This is a genomic window from Wolbachia pipientis (assembly GCF_001752665.1).
Taxonomy (GTDB): Bacteria; Pseudomonadota; Alphaproteobacteria; order Rickettsiales; family Anaplasmataceae; genus Wolbachia; species Wolbachia pipientis_A.
The window spans coordinates 1-19,499 of sequence record NZ_MJMG01000008.1 but is presented as its reverse complement, the minus strand read 5'-3'; the positions used below and the strand labels follow the sequence as shown (position 1 = coordinate 19,499).

The following is a 19,499-nucleotide window of genomic DNA, read 5'->3' as shown; positions in this document are numbered from 1 at the left end:
ATTAGGTATAACTAAATTCTGTCTTCAATAACATGACGAAAGTGTCTAATAAGTCCCTGTATAGGCCAAGCTGCAGCATCTCCAAGTGCACATATAGTATGTCCCTCTATCTGTGTTGTGAGATCAAGCAACTTATCTATCTCGTCAGACCTAATATTCCCAGTAACCATTCTCTTCATAATCCTCCATATCCATCCAGTACCTTCACGGCATGGCGTACATTGTCCGCAAGACTCATGCATAAAAAAGTATGATAATCTCTCTATTGCAGCTATTATATCAGTTGATTTATCCATTACTATTATTGCAGCAGTACCGAGAGCAGAATATACTATTTTTAATGAATCGAAATCCATTTCTACAGTATCACAGATAGATTTTGGAATTAGTGGAGATGACGCTCCACCTGGTATTACAGCAAGCAAATTATCCCAGCCACCACATACTCCACCAGCGTATCTTTCAATCAATTCACGCAATGGAATTCCTAATTCTTCTTCAACATTACACGGATTATTTACATGCCCTGAAATACAAAATATCTTGGTGCCAGTATTGTTTGGTTTGCCAAGAGATGAGAACCACTTACTTCCACGATTAAGAATATCAGGAATCATTGCTATAGTTTCAACATTATTTATCGTTGTTGGACAACCAAAAAGCCCAATATTTGCTGGAAATGGCGGCTTAATACGAGGAAATCCCTTCTTACCTTCTATAGACTCAAGCTGAGCTGTTTCCTCTCCACATATATAAGCACCAGCCCCTCTATGAATAAATATATCAAGGTTGTAACCTGATTTACATGCATTTTCCCCTATCAAACCTTCTCTATAGGCTTCATCTAGTGCGTTATTTAAGACTAAGTATTCGTTATAAAATTCACCTCTGATATAAATATATGCAGTAGACGCATTAATAGCTTTACTAGCTAATAATATCCCTTCTAATAACTTATGCGGCTCATAGCGTAAAATATCTCTATCCTTACATGTACCTGGTTCTGATTCATCTGCATTTACTACTAAATATGATTTAGCGCTATGTTTCGGCATAAAGCTCCACTTCAAGCCAGTTAAAAAACCTGCACCACCTCTACCTCTCAAACCAGATTTTTTGACTTCATCAATAATCTGTGCTGGATCTAAGTCTAAGAATTCCTTAGTTCTCTTCCAAGCTTCTCGCTTTTTTGCATAACATAACAGAGGACTTTCTTTGCCATTTAAATTAGTAAATATTCTATCTTGTTCTTTTAACATTTATGATACTCTAAGTGATCCCGGCGCGATTCGAACGCGCGACACCTTGATTAAAAGTCAAGTGCTCTACCAACTGAGCTACGGGATCATACGCCTCTTGGCAGTATTAATACAGTTTTTATTTGTTTTAATCAAACGAAAAGTGATGTACCATTACATTATAGTTTGCTTTCACCTTTGCTTTTATATGATAGACTTAAAGAATTTCTTTGACCAAAATTCCGTAAAATTTATCGATTTACGTTTTACAGATCTAGCTGGGAAATCTTTCAGTACAACATATATCGCTGATGATAAAGTAATTAATGATGTCAAATTATCGCCAGATATAAAAACAATATTTCTCGATCCATTTTGTGTACAGTCAACAGCTGTCATATTATGTGATTATGGTTCACGTTTAATAGCTAAAAAAGCGTATGACCACATACTCTCCACAGGAATTATAGATAATATACAATCTAGTTTTAAAATATGGTTTTCTATTTTTGACGAAGTAAAACTTAACAATGATTTGCATATAAAGTTAAGCCCTGTAGAAGATTATTTAAGCATAAAAAAACATAGCAATAATGAATGCAGTAGCTTAAATTCTAATCTAGATCCATTGTCTGATTTAAGATCAGAAATATTACTAATGATGAAAGAAAGTAATATAGAAAATTCACTTTATCATAAAAGCACTTCATCTTTTCAAGGTGTAATAAAGGTTGGATACAGCAGTTTTTTAGAAAGTACAGATAATATCCAGAAATCTAAACATGTAATACGCAATGTAGCTCATTCTTACGGCAAAACTGTAACTTTTATGCCTAATCCAATATTACAAGATAACAGTAACCGTTTATCTTTAGACTACTTATTACTAAAGCATAATAAAAATTTATCTGACATATACTCCCATTATGTAGGTGGTGTAATGAAACATATCAAAGCAATAAATGCTTACTCTAATCCTACTATAAATAGCTATAGAAAATCATTGACCTGTTCTTCAGAGCTTAAATTATCTTTTCCAGATGCAATAGCAAATCCTTATTTATGTACAGCTGCCATATTAATGGCAGGTTTAGATGGTATACAAAACAAAATTAATATTACAGAACTACAACCAGCTCGTTCTTTACGTGAGGCGTTAGAAACATTGGACCAAGATAGAGAATTTTTATTGAAAGAAAATGTATTTACCAACGAACAGATCGATAAATATATTAGAACTAAACAAGAAGAGATTAAGAAAATAGAAGATATTTTACATCCTGCAGAATTCTTACATTATTATAATATATAAAAACTCACATTATAGCTGCAGAATAAGCATGACAAACAGCTGTAGCTAGAGCATCTGCAGCATGATGACACTTTATATCTATATTACTAATTATTTGCTTTACCATAAATAAAATCTGGCTTTTATTAGCATGTCCATTACCAGTAATGCTTTTTTTTATATAATTAGCGTCATATTCATTTATTGGCACTTTTGCTATATTTAATGTCAGGATTGCTATACCCCTTGCATAACCTAAAGTAAGGGAAGATTTAGGATTTTTATTAACAAAAATTTTTTCTATTGCTGCTATATCTGGAGAATAAAAAGAGATTAGATCATTTAATTGATCAAAAATTGTACGTAGGCGTTCACCTATATTCTGATTAGTATTAGTTGAGATAGTACCACTACTTAAAAATTCAACATTAGATTTTCCATTTATTTTAATAATGGCCCATCCTGTATTACTGATTCCAGGATCTAATCCTATTATTTTAGTCATTAAATGCTTAACCAATAAACAAATATAAATAGAAAAAGCCAGACTATATCTACAAAATGCCAATACCATGATGCAAATTCAAAGCATAAATGATTTTGAGATGTAAAATGCCCTCGTAATGTTCTTAACCAACATATTACTAGAAACACTACACCTATTATAACATGCATACAGTGTACTCCTGTAATCATATAAAAGTGAGATATATAGATTAATTTGTTTCCTGTTTCTTTTAAAGAAAAATTTGCCTCATAATATTCAATAGCCTGTACTATTATAAAGAATACACCTAGCGATATGGTAATAAGCAGCATATTAGCAGTATTTTTCATGTCATTTTCACGTAGATAATGGTGAGCTCCGGTAATAGCTGTGCCTGAAAGCAATAATATTAAGGTATTCATAAACGGAAGTGACCATGGATCAGGAGGAAATACTCCTTCAGGAGGCCATTGAACTTTTTTGGTTGGCGTGAATGCTTCAAGTATAAATACAGGATCAAGCCAAGCTTTAAAAAATGAGCAAAAAAATGCTGCAAAAAATATTATTTCTGAAAATATAAATAAATACATTGCTATCTTCAATCCGTGTTTTAGAGCATAAGTATACAATTTAGCTTCTGCAATGACGTCTTTCCACCAACAGAATAGTGTCCATAATAACGTAATAACTCCTAATGCCAAAATAGGAACTCCAAAAAATTGATCAGTTATTATACTTACTATACCCAAAATAAGAATAAGAACTGCTGCTGATAAAGCTATCGGCCAAGGACTTAAATGTTCTAGACTGTAATGTTCACTGCTGGCCATATAAAATATTCAATAATATTTATAATATAATTTAGCTTAAAATTGTCAATTAATAGACCTTTATACAAAACTAAAGGTCTTAAAATTAACGCGATCTACCCTGAACTGTATGTTGTTCAGTATTGATCTTATCACTCGTAGATCTGACAGAGAAATCTTTTCCTAATGGTTTCATCATCTCTTGAAATTTCAGATTGTTAGTTAATTTATCTTTTAGTTCTTCTGTCATTCCATTTATTTTTGTTTCTTTTGTAGCACTCACCTGTTCTTTAGTGATATTACTCTCATTAAATTTATCTTTTGGTATTTGTACTTCTGATTTTCTGGCCAATGATAAAACAGTTTTAATATCTTGATATATACTTTCCAATATATCCTTTCCTGCTTCAAATAATTTACCATTTGACTTGTGATCCAAAAATGCAAGAACACCAACCACTATTCCAGCTATAGGACTTAGCAATGTAAAAGCTGCAATTGTTAAGCCTACTCTCAGTGCATTGCCTAAAAGGGTAGTGTGCCCACTATTATTTACATGTTCATTGCTGTCCTTACCGAATAACGCATTCTTTGCTGTGTCATAAAGTTTACCATCTAATTTGGCATCTGCAAGTGCTACACTTCCAACTATTATTCCAACCATAGGACTAAGTAACGTAAAAGCTGCTAATGTTGCTGCAACTCTTAGCACATTCCCTACAGATACTACATTTGATAGCTTTTTAATAAAATCACTATATTGTGCATTTTTTAATTCATTATCATTCATTTTTACCTCTAACATTTAAACACTATTAAAGTGTAATACGGTATCTATTAAAAATAGATTAATTAAATTGCTTTTTATCTTATAATCTTTTAGTTTCCTTATAGTTACATTTAAAATATATGGATCAGACTTGGGATTTATTGCAAACAGGACAAAGAGAAGGCTATAAAATTGTATATATCAATGCTCGTATCATTGACCCTTCTACCAAGCTCGATATACAAAATTCATTTCTTTTAACATGTGGTAACAAAATTATAGAATTTGGTATTTCACATAAAATACCTAGTGGAGTAGATGCAGTAGTAGATTGTAAAGGATTAATCCTGATGCCAGGATTAATTGATATTCATGTACATTTTCGTGAACCAGGACAAGAACATAAAGAAACTATACAAACAGGAAGCAAATCTGCTGCTGCAGGAGGTGTAACCACAGTTGTATGCCAACCTAATACTATTCCAGCAATTGATAACGTACTTTTAGCAAGATACATAAAATATAGAGCTCTTGAAACCTCATATGTAAATATTAAATGCTATGCAAAAATTACAACACAAGAAAAAAAATTAACAGAAATGGCGTTATTAAAAGAGGAGGGAGTAGTTGGCTTTACTGATGATGGTATGCCAGTCACAAATTCTCTATTAATGCGGCAAGCATTACTATATTCAAGTATGCTTGATGTTCCAATTGCTCAACATGCAGAGGACTTATGTCTATCAGATGGTGGTGCAATTAATGCAGGTAAAATTTCTGAAGAATTAGGAATAAAAGGTATTTTAAGCGCATCAGAGTCAATCATGGTAACGCGTGATATACTATTAATGAAAGATATTGAAAATGTACATTACCATGTTCTACATGTTTCATCTAAAGATTCTTTGGAAGCAGTTGCGTATGCAAAGAGTTTGGGATTAAATGTTACGTGTGAAGTTGCTCCACATCATTTTACTCTTACTGAAGATGCAGTGCTACAGTACGGAACAATCGCAAAAATGAATCCCCCACTGCGCACAGAGGAAGATCGCTTAGCTATGGTTGAAGGCTTAAAAAATGGTACGATAGATTGTATTGCTACTGATCATGCACCACATGAACATAGTGCCAAAGATTTACCACTTGAAAGTGCTTCTTTTGGTATTGTAGGCCTAGAAACTTTGTTGCCATTATCGCTTCAACTATATCACAATAAAGAGATGGATCTAATGGAAATATTAGCAAAGCTTACATACAAACCTGCAGATATAATACGTATACCACGTGGACGTATAGGCAAAAATCTTATAGCAGATCTAATTTTAGTTGATCTAAACCATGAATGGGAAATTAAAGTTGAAAACTTTGCAAGTAAAGCAAAAAATTCTCCTTTCGATCGGTACAAAGCAAAAGGACGAGTAATGCGCACAATTATTTCTGGTAAAACTATTTATTCTTTAAAAATATAATTTCTTCTAATGGGTCTCTTTTGTAACGGATATCTTTGGGTCCGTTCAACTCTAGAATCGGGTAATGTATCAAAATGTCTTAGTATGCTATAGCAATTTCCTTAATAGTCCGAAGATGATAAAAATAGACCTTTTGCGAAATGTTTATAGTTTGATAGCTTATATCTCCCCAAGTGCTGATAGAGTCTTTCCTCCATGTTCTTTTTCTCTCCTTTTTTGCTGCTATTTCCATAAAATAGTAGACCCATTGCGAAATGTCAGAAGAAGAAATAAGGATGAGATGAGTGCAAGAATAAGAAAAGGAAAATTTTATCAAAAAGAGACATTTTTTACTCTTTTNTGTNTTTNTTNTGAAAATTACGGTAAACATGTGACATAATTTTGAAAATCTTTATTTGCCTAATCTTATGTTCTCTTTTCATCCTTAATGATGCTAATTTCTTATTATGTTCTTTCTGCTCTGGTGTTAAAGGTTTCTTACGATACCTTTGTAGTTTTAGTCATTTCAATTACAATAAATTGTGTAACAGTTTTATAATTCATGGATTACATCAATTTAATCAAATCTAGGTTATTATTATCTGACGTAGTAAGTCAAAAAGTTAAACTAATAAGAAGAGGAAATAATTTTGTTGGTTTGTGTCCGTTTCATCGTGAAAAAACCCCATCTTTTTCAGTAACTGATACTAAGGGGTTATATTATTGTTTCGGTTGCTCTGCTCATGGAGATATATTTGAGTTTATTTCACAAACTGAAGGATTAAACTTTAAAGATGCAGTACAAAGGTTAGCATCTATTGCAGGAGTTGAATTACCTAAAAAAACCTACGTAGACACACACAACAAATTCTTTTCAATACTTGAACTAGCAGCAAATTGGTTTACACAGAACAATCGAGACGCAATGCATTATCTAAAACAACGTAGAATATCAAATGAAATAATTGAAGAATTTAAAATAGGATACGCACCAAATTCTGGTTTAAAACAACATCTGAATAGTTTGGGCATTGAGGATAGTGTCCTTACTAGTGTTGGATTGATAACTAAAAATTATCATGATTACTTTCATGATAGATTAATATTTCCAATATATAATATTTTTGGAAAGATCATAGCTTTTGGCGGACGTGCACTTAACAACACACAACATCCAAAATACCTCAATAGTCCAGAAAATAGACTTTTTAAAAAAAAGGAAAACTTGTACGGATTAAATCTTGCTTTAGCTGAAATACGCAAGAAACAAAACGTTTTTGTAGTTGAAGGATATACAGATGTAATAGCACTACATCAAGCAGGCATTACTAACACAGTTGCTCCTCTTGGAACAGCGATTTCTTTAGATCAAATAAGAAGTCTATGGAAATTTACCAACGAGATATCTATTTGTATGGATGGTGACAATGCAGGATATAATGCTTCTATCAGAATTGCTGAATTAGCTCTTTCAATTTTGGAACCTGGATATACATTGAAATTTATCACTTTGCCAAGTGATAAAGATCCATATGATATATGTGATGAAATGCAGTACAAAGGGCAAGATGTACTAACTATTTTAAATAATTTGACAATGTTACATTCCGAATATTTATGGAACCATATAAACACACAGTATCAATATATAACACTGTCCCCAGAACGATCTTCAATGATCGAACATAAATTTATACAATACATTAATGCTATCAACAGCATAAACATACGTAGATATTATAAAAATTATTTCTATAGTAAAATTAATAGCAAAAATTTGAAAAAACAAACACCAATAAAGAGTGAATATTTACATAATAAGTCACCTGAGTTAATTCAACTAGAACAGAATCAAATGATAATACTACGTATTATCATGGAATTTCCTGCAATTTTAAATCACCCTATATTTTTTGAACAATTTTCTGATTTTGAATTTACAGACGTAAGTCTTGAGCAATTGCAACACAATATAATTAATTTAACAAGTAAAGATAAAGAGCTGAATAAAGCAGTGCTATTAGAGCATAGTAATATTGTAAACATTATTTTACAAAAAACTCAAATATTAAATAGTCAGTTAATTGATGAGATATCTGCAAAAAACATGTGGCACAATGTAATGCTATTACAAGAGTTAAGCTTGTTAGAACAGGAAAAGACTGAAGCAAGATTAAGTGGTAATCTTGATATAGAAGCAGAGTTAATTATTCAAATAGAACAGATTAAAAACAGTATACAAGAGATGCAAATGAAGTTTATAAAAACTTCCGCTTAAGTTCTACGAACAAAAAATGTGATTGCCAATCTCAGGTAGATAACATAAGGACAAAAATAGGGAGTTTTTCCTATTTTAAACCTCTGTGTTATCATCTCTCTGCTTTCTCCTGCATCTAAAGCTTCCATTGCCTTCTTCCTTACTATATGCCGCTCTGCGCATCTAGCCCTCCTAAATACATATCTTCGGGCTATTAAGAACGGGCTATAAGTTGGCTCTGTATAGCCTTTAAAACAAGAAAATTTTTATCAAAAAGAGACATTTTCACTCTTTTGCAATAATTTTCTGTTTCGCAAGAGATCTTTTTTCTTGTTGTTTTTTTTGTACAGATTATGGTAGAGTAAATGGTGTAATAGAAATTATATTCAAGAATTGATAGTAAGCAGCTTTATTAATAGTAAGGGGTAAGAAATGTCAGTAGAGAAGTTCAAGTTAATACAAGTTAACAGTATAGCAGTTAATAATGATATATTAAAGAAGCGCTATAAGAAGCGCTATAGCTTTAATTCAGATCCAATAGACAAGATAATCAGAAAGTTTAAAGAAGATAGAATTATAACAGAAAAATTAAGGGATAATTTGTTTGCTCTTAAGCTTAATAAGAAAGTACGAGCAATTTGTGAACGTAAAAATGATTGCTTAGTAGTTCAAGAAATATTAGAAGAGCATGAATATGATAGATCTAAATACTTAAATGAAAGCAATTCTCTATTTAAAGGCAATATAGTAGAAGTAGTTGCAGCTTCTGGAAACAGCGATACAAATCAAGCGAAGCTACCGAAAATAGAGAAGTTACCGGAAATATGGAATGCATATATAAATGACAAGATTGTAATATTAGATAAGGAACAAGTAGATATATTGTACGCAGAAACTGCACGTCCTACAATTTTTACAGTCATTGGTAATCCAGGATCTGGAAAGACAACAATAGCAGAGTTACTGATACATCAAAATGCAAATGAACATGAAAAGAAAAGTCTATATGTCACGAGAACAAAAGAATTAGTCTCTTTTGTAGAAAAGCAATGTTCAGAGGCAGCAAATATAGATTACATAACATTAGAAAAATTAATGGTCCGAGAGTTATCTCTAGAGTTATCTCTCGAGATAACTCTAGAGATATTCTGTGGTCAAGATGAATTTATAAAGTGGTTGAATAAAAATAAGGAGTATAAAGAATTTAGTAACTATGAGATGGGTCGTTGTCTATATGAAGATATAAGAAAGTCATATAGTAATTTTTTTACCAGTAATAAGGATTATAGTATTGGACAAAAAGAAAGCTATGATTGTTTAGATAAGGATAAGTATAAGGAGATATTAGCTTCATATAAGCAGCACCTAAGACATGAAAAAAAGTGTGATTTATCACTACTTGATAATGACCAGATTAGTAATATCGCAGATGATGCAAAATATGATTATGTTATAGTAGATGAAACGCAAGATTTTAGTAAACCTGAACTATACAAAATAAAATCATTTTTAAAAGAAAATGGCAGTATCTACTTTTTCATGGATCCTGATCAGAGTGTATCTTACGATTTTAACCTAGCACAACAATATGTTAGAGAGCTACATCATAAATCAAATGGTAAGCCTGATTTACGAGAATTTAGACTAAAGCATGGATACAGAACACCTAGTAATATTAATAATCTAGGAAATGAAATACTAGAATGGAAGAGAGGATTAATAGGAGGTTCTTTTTATCAAGGTATACAAGGACCAGCAGATAATGAAGGAAATGATGGGTATATCAAGTGGATTACAATCAATGATAAAACCATAGAGAATGAAATAAGAGAGTTAAAGGAACTCAAGGAAGCAGCTAGCACCTCAACGAAAGCAATATTAATTACTAATGAAACAGTAAGACAAGAAGCAGAAAAGATATTTCTAGAAAAAGCAATAATACTTAATCCTGAACAGTGCGAAGATTTAGAACCTGAAAAAGATCAAAAATGTGAACTAAAAGATCAAAAATATGAACTAGTGGAACAATTTCAGAGTAAGTGGAGTGTAATCAATGAGGTAGAGAGACTAAGGGAAGCAGCAAAAACCTCAATGAAAATAGCAGTACTTATTCCTGATGAATCAGCTAGAGAAGAAGCAGAAAAGATATTTTCAAAAAAAGCAATAATATTGAATCCTGGACAGTACCGAGGTTTAGAATTTGAGAGCGTAATATTATTTAGGTTTAGTGAGCTAGTGCTTGAAAAGATGTTACAAAAGTTGAAGATAAGGAAATTTAAAGAATTATTAAGTATCCTTTCAGAAAAGAATGCTACTCACAAGCCAAAAGATCTAGGAAGAGCAAAGGATATGGCTTGTAAGTGTGTGCAACCTTTGACTGTTCTACGTAACGGTGTCACAAGGACAACAGCTGATTTATACTTTATTGAGACAAGTGAAGCAAACGAAGCAACAAAGGGATTTAAGAAGAAAGTTGAGCAGCATTTTAATATAAATACAGAGGCGATCTCAAAAGAGGAACTGCACAATTATGATTCAGTGTTGGATATGATAATACAAATTGATAAGTTAAAGGATAAAATAACAGAAGAAAAATTATTAGAGTTCTGTGAGCTGGCTTATAATAAAATAATAGAAAGATTAAAAAGAGAAGATCCTCAGGAATGCCTTGAAAGGCTTGTCGATATATTGAAAGATAAAAAGAGTAAGCCAGTAAAAAGTTTACTCTCTTCAATAATGAAAGAACAAGATACTTATGATGAAGTAAATATTGCAACGAGCAGTGCTAATGTTTCATCTTTTGATGATAAAAAAACCAGTGCATTACCTGATATTAATATGAGAAAAAGTGAATCAACTGAGAAGCGTAAGAGCAAAAAGAGAAAAAAGAGCGGTATAAAAGAAGAAAAAGAGGAAAGCCTTATTAAGGATGCGAGAGCATTATTAAACATAATGCATGGCAAAGATAGTAGAGCAATCACTTCAAAAATGCTGGAACAACAACTTGGTAATGCAAAACCTGAAGATGTAAATATCTTATGTACGGTAATAAAGCTTATTTCATTAGAAAATGAGGACCAAATGAAATGGTTGCAAGAAGAGATTATACCTAAGATTAGTAGCCAAGCTCTTAATGAATATGATGCTCAAGGTAAATCTGCATTATATTATATAATGAGACGTGATATATTAGAAAAGATAGCTAGCAATCAAACAATACACGGAGGGTTGCGTAGTTTTAGTGAAAAAATTACTTCAAAAGGATTAGATAGAATAGGTCCTTGTGGTTGGTCTCCTAGGCATTACTTAAATAAGGCTCCTAATCTCCTTAAAACAGTATTGTCATTTAACAATAACTTAAAGTTACCCAAACAGCAAGAGGATTGTTTTTCAGCTCCATTTAACGAAAGTACTGCTCTGCATGCAGCTGTAGAGACGCAGCATATGGACGTCATGCAGCGTATGAACGTCATTAAGTTTATAATAAAAAACGGAGCAGATGTTAATCAGAAAAACTGTAATGGATATACACCACTTCATCTAGCTGCATTACAAGATGATGAAGAAATAGTCGATCTTTTATTGGCCAACAACGCAAATGTTCATGAGAAAGATAACGACGGTCGTATGCCTCTTCACATTAGTGCTGTATCTATAGGGATGTACAAAAGTGTTGCTGAGCTTTTACTACACAATGGAGCAGATCTTGATCAGCAGGACGATAGAGGAGATACACCTCTTCATCTGGCTGTAGGTAGCGAAAATGAACTTATGGTTAAGTTTTTCTTAGAAAAAGGAGCAAATCCTAATCAGAAAAATGGTGATGAATATACACCTCTTAATATTGCTGCGGATAGAGGGTACAAAAACATTACAGGGTGTAGAGGGAACAAAAACATTACAAGGCTTTTACTGTATAGAGGAGCAGATCCTGAAATACGTAATGAAGACAATAAGATCGCATTGGATCTAGCTAAAGAATCAGGATATACAGAAATTGCTAACTTAATCAAAAATTATCTAGATGAGGAAAATACTATTCATCATATTAAAGATTTGCAGGAGTTACTAGATATAATGAATGGTACTATTGTTCGCAAAGTCACTTCAAAAATGTTAGAGCAAGAACTAGAAAATATTAATGTTTTGTATGCGATAATTCAGAGATTATCAATAAATAATAGTCAACAAATAAGTTGGTTTATTAAAAGTGTTATGCCTAAAATTACTCCTAAAGCTCTTGAGGAATTTGATGAGCAAGGTAATTCTGCAACATATTATATGATTAAAGAAGGCCTATTACTTAAGATTATGCACGAAGTAACAGAAGAAGATTTTCAGGATTTGAGTATAAAATTTACGGAAAAAGCGTCAAATAGAGTTGGTCCTTGTGGTTGGCCTGCTCGGCAGTACCTCAAGCTAGATGAAAATCTTGAATTAGCAGATAAACTATTCTCTTTGAATAGAGAATTCTTTGCAGTATCATACATATATAAAGAAATAAGTATGAAATTCATGAATCTAAAGCCTAACAATGATTTTACTGCTATACAAGCGGCTATGGTGCTTGGAGCAAGTGAACACACTATCAGTTTTTTATTAGACAACAATGCAAATACTAATGAAATCGATAGGATTGCATTAGAATTTATTGGTATCCTTGAAAAGGATTTAAGTAAAAAAAATACTACTAATGCAAAAAGCGTAGGTGTGAGCACTTCTTTAGAAGCATGTGTTTCTACTTCAATAAGTGATATGACCATCCATAAAAAGGGCAAGAACTAGAATAAATTTAATACAAGTTATTTATGGATAATATATTAACAAGATAGAAATTAATATATTATCCATTTTCCTTATTTTTTCAAGGAAGCAGTATAAAAACATACTAAAATTATTGATTTGACATCTCTTATGATCCATTGACAGATAGATCACTACAAAATATTGAAGTAAATAATTGAATTTCTTCAGTTTCTTTTTCTTATTCTTTTTAACCTTCTCCCACTCAGCACTAACTTCTTCTACTAAATTCTTTGATGCCTACTCCTGTTAATTGCTTGAATATTCTTGTCCTGTTTTTGAGCTTTTTATAATTTATGCCCATTTCATATACACAAAACTACTTGTTTACACTTTCTTCCTTGCTTTCGCAATAGGTTTAGTCTTAGGTAACTATTTTAAGTAATACCAAAGGATTCAACTACAGAATATGAATGACACTACGTAAAAAGTTTTGATACATTATATACCGTCAAGCACTGAATGGTCTATTGTTACTTTATATTCTGACTCTAAATAATTGATTAACTGTTCTTGTAGCGATATCATAATACGTTTTCCTGTATTCAAAGCATCTAGTTTTCCTTCTGATGTCTGCATTTTTTTCAGTATACCTACTATAATCTCACCATTATATTGAATAGGATGTGTGACTGATTCAACTCTTTTTATATTAAAAACTTTCTCTATAAAAGCAGTAGGATAATCACTACTATTGCGGTATATATGTTGTGCTTTAATTAACTTTATGCCTTGCGTTTCTTCTACGTTTAATTTATTGGTTAATTGCTCTACAACCTGGCTTCCAATTTCAGATAGTTTTCCTGCAGTAGATTTATCACGCCAAAGCTTAAGTACTAATGGCTTACTCTCTTCAAAACTTTGTGATTTAGGAGGAATAATTTCAATGACTTTTACGCTTACAACAGCCTTACCCAAATCATTGAAATAGCTTTTTTGATCTTTATTACGGGAAAAAATAAAGGAAATAATACTGGTCAAATCTTTCCTATCTTGCTCCATCTGCTGAGCACTCACTGGCCCAATAGTATGTAGTTGTAAGTTATATTCATTGGATATATCTTCTATAGTTGAACCATTATGTATTTTATAATTTACTTGATTGATAAAATCATTCTTCTTCTCAAAAGATTTTTGATTGATTAATGCTGATCTGATTTTTTCTTTTAAATCAAATAAATCGTTATCTGATATTTGATGTATACTTTCAACTTTGATCAAGTGCCATCCAAAACTGCTGTTAAAAATCTGACTGATATCTCCCTCTTTGAGAGAAAAAACTTTTTCCCTACTATCTGTAGGTAGGAAATCCTTTGTTATATTGTTTATTCTTATATCTTCAAGTTTTGATATTTGTTCAAAACTAGTTTCACCAGCTTCAATGGCTTTTCTTGTATGTTCAGCCTCTTCTTTTGTAGAAAAAATTAAATTGAGTATATTTCTTTGATCTTTTAAAGCCTGTTTATTGATTATTTTTTCAACTTCTTCATCAGAAATGTTTACCAGGTCTTCAAAGTATTTTGAATCTACAATAATATATTGTGCTGTTCTATACTCTGGATATTGAAAACTAGGTTTGTTCTCTTCATATAGATCAAGCAAGTCTTTTTCTTCAGGTTCAGGTATATCTGTTACTGCATCCTTAGTAATTTTTATAATATCAACTACTCTAGTTTGGTAACGGTGATTGTATATTTGTTTGTCAATTTGTGTACCAAACGTTACTGGATAATTCTCCTTAAATATAACAGTATTAAACATTAAAAGTGGCAGCTTTTTTTTTAGCTGTGATATATATTCATCCTCTGTAATATGCAATCTATCTAGCGTAGTATAGAATATCTTTTTATCAAATTCACCTTTATCATTCTGAAAGTATTTCGTGTTTTGAATATGTTTTGTAACTGACTCTTCTCCAATTTCTAATCCTAGATCATGAATTAAGTTAAACAATAATTTATGCTTGATCATCATATCAAGTAAATCATATTTTAAGATTTTTTGCTCTTCATCAGAAGAAATTTGACTACTATAATTTTGATATAATCGTTTATATTCATCCAATAAGATGACTTCATTTCCAACTGTAGCGACAATCTTTTGCTTATTGTCATAATCCATAATAAGATTACTAACGTATACAAAAATTAATAAAAAAGCCAGCAGAAGAGTACCAATCTTCATGCAAAAATTCTTAATATTCATAAATAAGTACAATATACATAACTATAGGATAATCATAATTTGGTTATTGTAAACTTGATGCAAATTACTCATTTATTTGAGTAATTAACCAATCCCTTATTTCTTTCAATAAGCTTCTAGAGTTATCTTCCAGCTCTTTATTATTCTTTAGCTCCTTTTGCGCACCTTTAATTGTATAGCCTTTATCGTATAACATATGTTTTATTGTCTTTATAGTTTCTATGCATTTTCTATCATATAATCTTCTACTTTTACACTTTACAGGTTTGATCTGGCCAAATTGGCTTTCCCAAAATCTTAGAACATGTTGTTCTAAACTTAATTGGCGAGCTACTTCCCCAATAGTAAAAAGTAATTTTTCTTTGTTCATCAATTAATTAATCCTTTTATAGTTTTTGAAGGTCTAAAAGAAATTGATTTTCTTGCTTTGATTACTACCTTCTGCGCAGTATTTGGAATATTTCCAGGTCTATCTTTTTTGTGATTGATTATAAACGTGCCAAATGACGATATTTTTACTATTCCATCCTTTATGAGATAGGACTTTATCTCATTTAATATACTGTCTATTATTGAATAAATCTCTTCTTTTGGTAATCCTACTGTTTGGTTTATCTCTTCTACTATTTTTGCTTTTGTTACTGTAGTTGCCATAATTCATAATTAACGTATAATATTAATATTAATTGCTTATAAGATAATGTCTATATTTAGGTTATATTTTTAGATGTCCGTTATGCCAGATAAATGGATAAAAGAGCAAGCAGAGAGTTTGCGTATGATAGAGCCTTTTCTTGGTTATAAGAATAGTAAAGGAGTCATATCTTTTGGGCTATCTTCTTATGGGTATGATGCAAGGGTAGGTGATGAATTTAAGGTTTTTACTAATGTGAATTCAGAAGTTGTGGATCCAAAAAATTTTTCCATTAATAGCTTTGTAGATAAAAAAACAAATATATGTATAATTCCACCAAATAGTTTTGTTCTTGCTAGTACAGTTGAGTATTTCCGTATACCACGGAACGTTTTAGTCATTTGTGTAGGTAAATCGACATATGCAAGATGCGGTATTATAGTCAATGTTACACCACTGGAGCCTGAATGGGAAGGGCATGTAACATTAGAATTTTCTAATACTACACCACTTCCAGCAAAAATTTATGCTAATGAAGGGGCGTGCCAGTTTATATTTTTAAGTGGTGAAGGAGAATGTGAAAAATCATATGGTGATATGAAAGGCAAATATATGCATCAATATGGCATCACTTTGCCATTAGTTGTTGATTAAAAGCATATATTCATTTACAACTAAGGGATTTCCATAAAATAAGTCAGTGAAAAATATAAGGAATTTTGCAATTATAGCACATATAGATCATGGAAAGTCGACACTTGCTGACCGGTTAATAGAGGAATGTCACGGTCTTGAAGCGCGAGAAATGGTCGCACAAGTTCTTGATTCTATGGATATAGAACGCGAGCGTGGAATTACCATTAAAGCACAAACTGTTAGATTAAACTATACAGCTAATGATGGCAATAAGTATTTTCTAAACCTTATAGACACTCCTGGTCACGTTGATTTTTCATATGAAGTAAGCCGTAGTCTAGCTGCATGTGAAGGTTCAATATTAGTCATTGATAGCAGTCAAGGTGTGGAAGCAAAAACTCTTGCAAATGTCTATAAAGCAATTGAAAATGATCACGAAATAATAGTAGTGCTGAATAAAGTTGATCTTCAAGCTGCAAATCCAGAAAAAGTAAAAAACCAAGTTAAAGAAATGATAGGCATTGATGCACATGAAGCAATATTAATCTCAGCCAAGACTGGATATGGAATCAGAGATGTATTAGAAGCTATAGTCAATAAACTTCCACTGCCTAATGGTAGTACAAACGCGTCATTACAGGCACTCTTGATTGATAGTTGGTATGATACTTATTTAGGGGTAGTAATTTTAGTGTGCGTTAAAAATGGAATACTCAAAAAGGGCATGAGCATTATGATGATGTCCAATAATGCTACGTATCAAGTAGATAATATAGGAGTCTTTACCCCAAAAAAAGTAATGACTAATGAACTTTCTACGGGAGAAGTTGGTTTTATTACTGCTTCAATCAAAAAAGTAGCAGATTGTAAAATTGGTGACACCATTACTGAAGAAAAAAGACCTTGCAGTGAAGCATTACCAGGATTTAAAGAAGTACATCCTGTAGTGTTTTGTAGTATTTTCCCTAATAAAACAGATGATTTTCAGTATTTAAGAGAGGCATTAGAAAAATTGCATTTAAATGACTCTAGCTTTACTTTTGAAGCGGAAACCTCAAATGCACTTGGGTATGGATTTCGTTGCGGTTTCTTAGGCATGTTACACCTTGAAGTTGTGCAAGAAAGGCTGGAGCGTGAATTTGATCTTGATCTCACAGCTACTGCACCAAGTGTTGTATATAAAATTACTATACGTAACAATCAGATTATCGATATCCATAATCCAAGTGATATGCCAGATCCAACTAAGATTGTAACCGTAGAGGAACCATGGATTACTGCAATTATCATGGTTCCTGATCAATATTTAGGAGAAGTATTATCATTATGTGAGGAGAGGAGAGGGGAACAAGAGGATTTATCATATACAACAACAGCACTTTTAAAATATAAATTACCATTGTCTGAAGTCGTTTTTGATTTTTATGACCGCTTGAAATCTGTTTCAAAAGGATATGCAAGTTTAGATTGGGAAATTTCTTGTTATAAGGCTAGTGAAATAGATAAATTGAGTTTTCTAATTAATGGAGAACCAGTAGATGCACTAACGTGCATAGTGCATAGCAGTAGAGCAGTAAAAAGAGGGCGTGAAATATGCACAAGACTAAAAGACTTAATACCACGCCAACAATATAAAATTGCAATTCAAGCAGCAATTGGTAGCAAGATAATTGCTAGAGAGACAATTAATCCATATAGAAAAGATGTGACAGCTAAATTATATGGTGGAGATGTAACACGCAAAATGAAACTTTTAGAAAAACAAAAAAAAGGAAAAAAAAGGTTACATTCTATAGGAAACATAAATATTCCACAAAGTGCATTTATTCAGGCACTAAAAGTTACTGATTGATAATATGGAAAGCTATGCTTATGGATATTGCATAAAAGGAGAAAGATTTTATGTACTAAAATCTGGAGTAAAAAGTTAGAGAATTAGTATGATTGTAGCTCTGAGTAAAGGAAAAATAATAGCTCCTACACCTTCTAAGGCCCTTGTGATATAGAAATGTTTAATGGCTGGTTCAAGCAATAGACCTTTTGTGCAACAGGTGAAAGAAAGTAAAAATACAGATCGGCAAAAAGGCTTATCTATCCCTTATTAAAATTTTATATATAAGTAGTTGAATATTCCTCATTTGTAGTATACAATGAAGTGAATAATTTATGAGTATTGTTATGACTCTTTCTAAATTCTTTGATATTAAAAACGACATTGCATTCAAACGTGTTTTTGGTACAGAGAAAAATAAGGATATACTCATCCACTTTCTCAATGACATATTACTTAATGATGCCCTCAAATCACTTGATTTAGNGAATGACTTTTGGCAATCGATCACACCATTAAGTTGGCCAATTTTGTCGCGGAACTCGCTGATTTGTTTGTGCAAATATGCAGCATCACTTTGTTCAACCATTGGAGCCTTACTTGTTGAATTGGCCGGGAAAAAATGGCCAGACAAAAGCATGCCGACTAAGATGGCCACCAGAATGCATAGAATCCCGACCAAAAGCTCTAAAATGCCGCCGGAGTCGGAATCGGAAGCCGCGGAAGAGTTCAACAAATCATCTCCGTATACTCCAACATAATTTTCCATCCGATTGTTTGGATCAACTGTGATCTTCAATTGATTGCCGGCGGCACGAATAAATTCCAATAATTCCTGAAATAAATTCTGAAATTAACTTGTAAGTTTAAAAATTTTATCTTTTCTAATAAAAATTTGTTTTACGGTTTAATACTGATAATTTTAAACTAAAAAATAATAAAAAATGGCCTCAGTTGTCATGGAATCAACGCAAGTGCCATTGATTGCAATTATGCAATCCCCGACGTGAAGAAGTCCGCTATGCATCGCTACACTCCCCGGCTTTATTTTCGCTTTAAAAGTGAGGAATAGTGATCAGGTAGAAAATTTA

The 19,499-nt window shown here is 32.0% G+C and carries 15 protein-coding genes, 1 tRNA gene and 1 pseudogene; 7 read left to right on the top strand and 10 right to left on the bottom strand.

Annotation, left to right across the window (positions count from 1 at the left end):
* Positions 1-11: 11 nt before the first annotated feature.
* Together nuoF and BIY23_RS03515 are read right to left on the bottom strand one after the other, a co-directional pair.
* Positions 12-1,259, bottom strand: a complete 1,248-nt coding sequence (gene nuoF / locus BIY23_RS03520) for an NADH-quinone oxidoreductase subunit NuoF (RefSeq protein ID WP_070065164.1) — start codon at positions 1,257-1,259, stop codon at positions 12-14.
* A 15-nt stretch (positions 1,260-1,274) separates the two neighbouring features.
* Positions 1,275-1,347 (bottom strand) — tRNA-Lys (locus BIY23_RS03515).
* A gap of 99 nt (positions 1,348-1,446) precedes the next feature.
* On the opposite strand from BIY23_RS03515, the gene BIY23_RS03510 reads away from it, so the two are divergent.
* Positions 1,447-2,550, top strand: coding sequence for a glutamine synthetase family protein (locus BIY23_RS03510; protein ID WP_070065163.1), 1,104 nt, complete (start codon positions 1,447-1,449; stop codon positions 2,548-2,550).
* 4 nt (positions 2,551-2,554) lie between these two features.
* On the opposite strand, the gene ruvC is transcribed toward BIY23_RS03510, so the two are convergent.
* The 3 genes from ruvC to BIY23_RS03495 form a co-directional block, all read right to left on the bottom strand.
* Positions 2,555-3,034, bottom strand: coding sequence for a crossover junction endodeoxyribonuclease RuvC (ruvC, locus tag BIY23_RS03505; protein WP_070065162.1), 480 nt, complete (start codon positions 3,032-3,034; stop codon positions 2,555-2,557).
* Positions 3,034-3,846: a cytochrome c oxidase subunit 3 gene (locus BIY23_RS03500; RefSeq protein ID WP_070065161.1), complete on the bottom strand. Its 813-nt coding sequence runs from the start codon at positions 3,844-3,846 to the stop codon at positions 3,034-3,036. Before BIY23_RS03500 ends, ruvC begins: the two co-directional genes overlap by 1 nt.
* Positions 3,847-3,931: 85 nt before the next feature.
* On the bottom strand, positions 3,932-4,615 hold the full coding sequence (locus tag BIY23_RS03495) for a hypothetical protein (RefSeq protein ID WP_070065160.1): 684 nt from the start codon (positions 4,613-4,615) through the stop codon (positions 3,932-3,934).
* A 119-nt stretch (positions 4,616-4,734) separates the two neighbouring features.
* Here BIY23_RS03495 and BIY23_RS03490 point away from each other — a divergent pair, with 119 nt between their 5' ends.
* Positions 4,735-6,063: a dihydroorotase gene (locus BIY23_RS03490; RefSeq protein WP_070065159.1), complete on the top strand. Its 1,329-nt coding sequence runs from the start codon at positions 4,735-4,737 to the stop codon at positions 6,061-6,063.
* A gap of 329 nt (positions 6,064-6,392) precedes the next feature.
* On the opposite strand, the pseudogene BIY23_RS05140 reads toward BIY23_RS03490, so the two are convergent.
* Positions 6,393-6,554: pseudogene (locus tag BIY23_RS05140) on the bottom strand (transposase family protein); the annotation flags it as partial.
* A gap of 50 nt (positions 6,555-6,604) precedes the next feature.
* Between BIY23_RS05140 and dnaG the strand changes: the two are divergent.
* Both dnaG and BIY23_RS03480 read left to right on the top strand, forming a co-directional pair.
* Positions 6,605-8,320: a DNA primase gene (gene dnaG, locus BIY23_RS03485; protein WP_070065158.1), complete on the top strand. Its 1,716-nt coding sequence runs from the start codon at positions 6,605-6,607 to the stop codon at positions 8,318-8,320.
* Positions 8,321-8,731: 411 nt separating this feature from the next.
* Positions 8,732-13,084 (top strand): ankyrin repeat domain-containing protein, encoded by a 4,353-nt coding sequence (locus BIY23_RS03480; protein ID WP_070065157.1) that lies wholly within the window; start codon positions 8,732-8,734, stop codon positions 13,082-13,084.
* A 459-nt stretch (positions 13,085-13,543) separates the two neighbouring features.
* Here BIY23_RS03480 and BIY23_RS03475 read toward each other — a convergent pair whose 3' ends face one another.
* The 3 genes from BIY23_RS03475 to BIY23_RS03465 all read right to left on the bottom strand — a co-directional run bounded on the left by BIY23_RS03475 (position 13,544) and on the right by BIY23_RS03465 (position 15,961).
* Positions 13,544-15,307, bottom strand: coding sequence for a SurA N-terminal domain-containing protein (locus tag BIY23_RS03475; RefSeq protein ID WP_070065156.1), 1,764 nt, complete (start codon positions 15,305-15,307; stop codon positions 13,544-13,546).
* A gap of 64 nt (positions 15,308-15,371) precedes the next feature.
* Positions 15,372-15,677 (bottom strand): MerR family transcriptional regulator, encoded by a 306-nt coding sequence (locus BIY23_RS03470; protein WP_070065155.1) that lies wholly within the window; start codon positions 15,675-15,677, stop codon positions 15,372-15,374.
* Complete coding sequence (locus tag BIY23_RS03465) at positions 15,677-15,961, bottom strand: HU family DNA-binding protein (RefSeq protein ID WP_070065154.1); 285 nt, start codon at positions 15,959-15,961, stop codon at positions 15,677-15,679. Before BIY23_RS03465 ends, BIY23_RS03470 begins: the two co-directional genes overlap by 1 nt.
* A gap of 73 nt (positions 15,962-16,034) precedes the next feature.
* Here BIY23_RS03465 and dcd point away from each other — a divergent pair, with 73 nt between their 5' ends.
* From dcd to BIY23_RS05690, 3 genes are all read left to right on the top strand, one after another.
* Entirely contained in the window at positions 16,035-16,595 is a 561-nt protein-coding gene (gene dcd, locus BIY23_RS03460; protein WP_070065153.1) for a dCTP deaminase, read from the top strand.
* Between the two features lie 46 nt (positions 16,596-16,641).
* The gene (gene lepA / locus BIY23_RS03455) at positions 16,642-18,429 is read left to right on the top strand and encodes a translation elongation factor 4 (protein ID WP_070065152.1); all 1,788 of its coding nucleotides are present in this window, start codon (positions 16,642-16,644) and stop codon (positions 18,427-18,429) included.
* 326 nt (positions 18,430-18,755) lie between these two features.
* The gene (locus BIY23_RS05690; RefSeq protein ID WP_390903703.1) at positions 18,756-19,169 is read left to right on the top strand and encodes a PD-(D/E)XK nuclease family transposase; all 414 of its coding nucleotides are present in this window, start codon (positions 18,756-18,758) and stop codon (positions 19,167-19,169) included.
* Positions 19,170-19,330: 161 nt separating this feature from the next.
* Here BIY23_RS05690 and BIY23_RS05685 read toward each other — a convergent pair whose 3' ends face one another.
* On the bottom strand, positions 19,331-19,456 hold the full coding sequence (locus tag BIY23_RS05685; RefSeq protein ID WP_390903702.1) for a PDZ domain-containing protein: 126 nt from the start codon (positions 19,454-19,456) through the stop codon (positions 19,331-19,333).
* Between the last annotated feature and the right edge of the window lie 43 nt (positions 19,457-19,499).

Bases quoted from the DNA above. Each gene is read 5' to 3' on its own strand.
- BIY23_RS03495 (WP_070065160.1), bottom strand. From the start codon at position 4,615: ATGAATGATAATGAATTAAAAAATGCACAATATAGTGATTTTATTAAA.
- BIY23_RS03470 (WP_070065155.1), bottom strand. From the start codon at position 15,677: ATGAACAAAGAAAAATTACTTTTTACTATTGGGGAAGTAGCTCGCCAA.
- dnaG (WP_070065158.1), top strand. From the start codon at position 6,605: ATGGATTACATCAATTTAATCAAATCTAGGTTATTATTATCTGACGTA.
- BIY23_RS03510 (WP_070065163.1), top strand. From the start codon at position 1,447: ATGATAGACTTAAAGAATTTCTTTGACCAAAATTCCGTAAAATTTATC.
- BIY23_RS03465 (WP_070065154.1), bottom strand. From the start codon at position 15,961: ATGGCAACTACAGTAACAAAAGCAAAAATAGTAGAAGAGATAAACCAA.
- ruvC (WP_070065162.1), bottom strand. From the start codon at position 3,034: ATGACTAAAATAATAGGATTAGATCCTGGAATCAGTAATACAGGATGG.
- BIY23_RS03490 (WP_070065159.1), top strand. From the start codon at position 4,735: ATGGATCAGACTTGGGATTTATTGCAAACAGGACAAAGAGAAGGCTAT.
- BIY23_RS03475 (WP_070065156.1), bottom strand. From the start codon at position 15,307: ATGAATATTAAGAATTTTTGCATGAAGATTGGTACTCTTCTGCTGGCT.
- BIY23_RS03500 (WP_070065161.1), bottom strand. From the start codon at position 3,846: ATGGCCAGCAGTGAACATTACAGTCTAGAACATTTAAGTCCTTGGCCG.
- dcd (WP_070065153.1), top strand. From the start codon at position 16,035: ATGTCCGTTATGCCAGATAAATGGATAAAAGAGCAAGCAGAGAGTTTG.
- BIY23_RS03480 (WP_070065157.1), top strand. From the start codon at position 8,732: ATGTCAGTAGAGAAGTTCAAGTTAATACAAGTTAACAGTATAGCAGTT.
- nuoF (WP_070065164.1), bottom strand. From the start codon at position 1,259: ATGTTAAAAGAACAAGATAGAATATTTACTAATTTAAATGGCAAAGAA.